The following is a 1,611-nucleotide window of genomic DNA, read 5'->3' on the forward strand; positions in this document are numbered from 1 at the left end:
ACACGTAAGGATCACAATGATTTTAAACTGAAGAGTTTGATCATGGCTCAGATTGAACGCTGGCGGCAGGCCTAACACATGCAAGTCGAGCGGTAGCACAGAGAAGCTTGCTTCTTGGGTGACGAGCGGCGGACGGGTGAGTAATGCATAGGAATCTGCCCGATAGTGGGGGATAACCTGGGGAAACCCAGGCTAATACCGCATACGTCCTACGGGAGAAAGGGGGCTTCGGCTCCCGCTATTGGATGAGCCTATGTCGGATTAGCTAGTTGGTGAGGTAAAGGCTCACCAAGGCAACGATCCGTAGCTGGTCTGAGAGGATGATCAGCCACATCGGGACTGAGACACGGCCCGAACTCCTACGGGAGGCAGCAGTGGGGAATATTGGACAATGGGCGCAAGCCTGATCCAGCCATGCCGCGTGTGTGAAGAAGGCCCTCGGGTTGTAAAGCACTTTCAGCGAGGAAGAACGCCTAGCGGTTAATACCCGCTAGGAAAGACATCACTCGCAGAAGAAGCACCGGCTAACTCCGTGCCAGCAGCCGCGGTAATACGGAGGGTGCAAGCGTTAATCGGAATTACTGGGCGTAAAGCGCGCGTAGGTGGCTTGATAAGCCGGTTGTGAAAGCCCCGGGCTCAACCTGGGAACGGCATCCGGAACTGTCAAGCTAGAGTGCAGGAGAGGAAGGTAGAATTCCCGGTGTAGCGGTGAAATGCGTAGAGATCGGGAGGAATACCAGTGGCGAAGGCGGCCTTCTGGACTGACACTGACACTGAGGTGCGAAAGCGTGGGTAGCAAACAGGATTAGATACCCTGGTAGTCCACGCCGTAAACGATGTCGACCAGCCGTTGGGTGCCTAGCGCACTTTGTGGCGAAGTTAACGCGATAAGTCGACCGCCTGGGGAGTACGGCCGCAAGGTTAAAACTCAAATGAATTGACGGGGGCCCGCACAAGCGGTGGAGCATGTGGTTTAATTCGATGCAACGCGAAGAACCTTACCTACTCTTGACATCCTGCGAACTTGTGAGAGATCACTTGGTGCCTTCGGGAACGCAGAGACAGGTGCTGCATGGCTGTCGTCAGCTCGTGTTGTGAAATGTTGGGTTAAGTCCCGTAACGAGCGCAACCCTTGTCCTTATTTGCCAGCACGTAATGGTGGGAACTCTAAGGAGACTGCCGGTGACAAACCGGAGGAAGGTGGGGACGACGTCAAGTCATCATGGCCCTTACGAGTAGGGCTACACACGTGCTACAATGGCCGGTACAAAGGGTTGCCAACTCGCGAGAGTGAGCTAATCCCGAAAAGCCGGTCTCAGTCCGGATCGGAGTCTGCAACTCGACTCCGTGAAGTCGGAATCGCTAGTAATCGTGAATCAGAATGTCACGGTGAATACGTTCCCGGGCCTTGTACACACCGCCCGTCACACCATGGGAGTGGACTGCACCAGAAGTGGTTAGCCTAACGCAAGAGGGCGATCACCACGGTGTGGTTCATGACTGGGGTGAAGTCGTAACAAGGTAGCCGTAGGGGAACCTGCGGCTGGATCACCTCCTTAAACGATGCATCACTCCTCGCGGTAAGCGCTCACAATGAATTACCTGATCAGA

Annotated in this window: 1 rRNA gene; it reads left to right on the forward strand. The window is 54.9% G+C overall.

Annotated features, from left to right (window positions below):
- Positions 1-24: 24 nt before the first annotated feature.
- Positions 25-1,559: ribosomal RNA gene (locus tag R0J87_RS18225) — 16S ribosomal RNA — on the forward strand.
- Positions 1,560-1,611: the final 52 nt, after the last annotated feature.

Origin of the sequence: Halomonas sp. SIMBA_159 (assembly GCF_046536035.1) — a bacterium.
In the GTDB taxonomy this organism is placed as follows: Bacteria; Pseudomonadota; Gammaproteobacteria; order Pseudomonadales; family Halomonadaceae; genus Vreelandella; species Vreelandella venusta_A.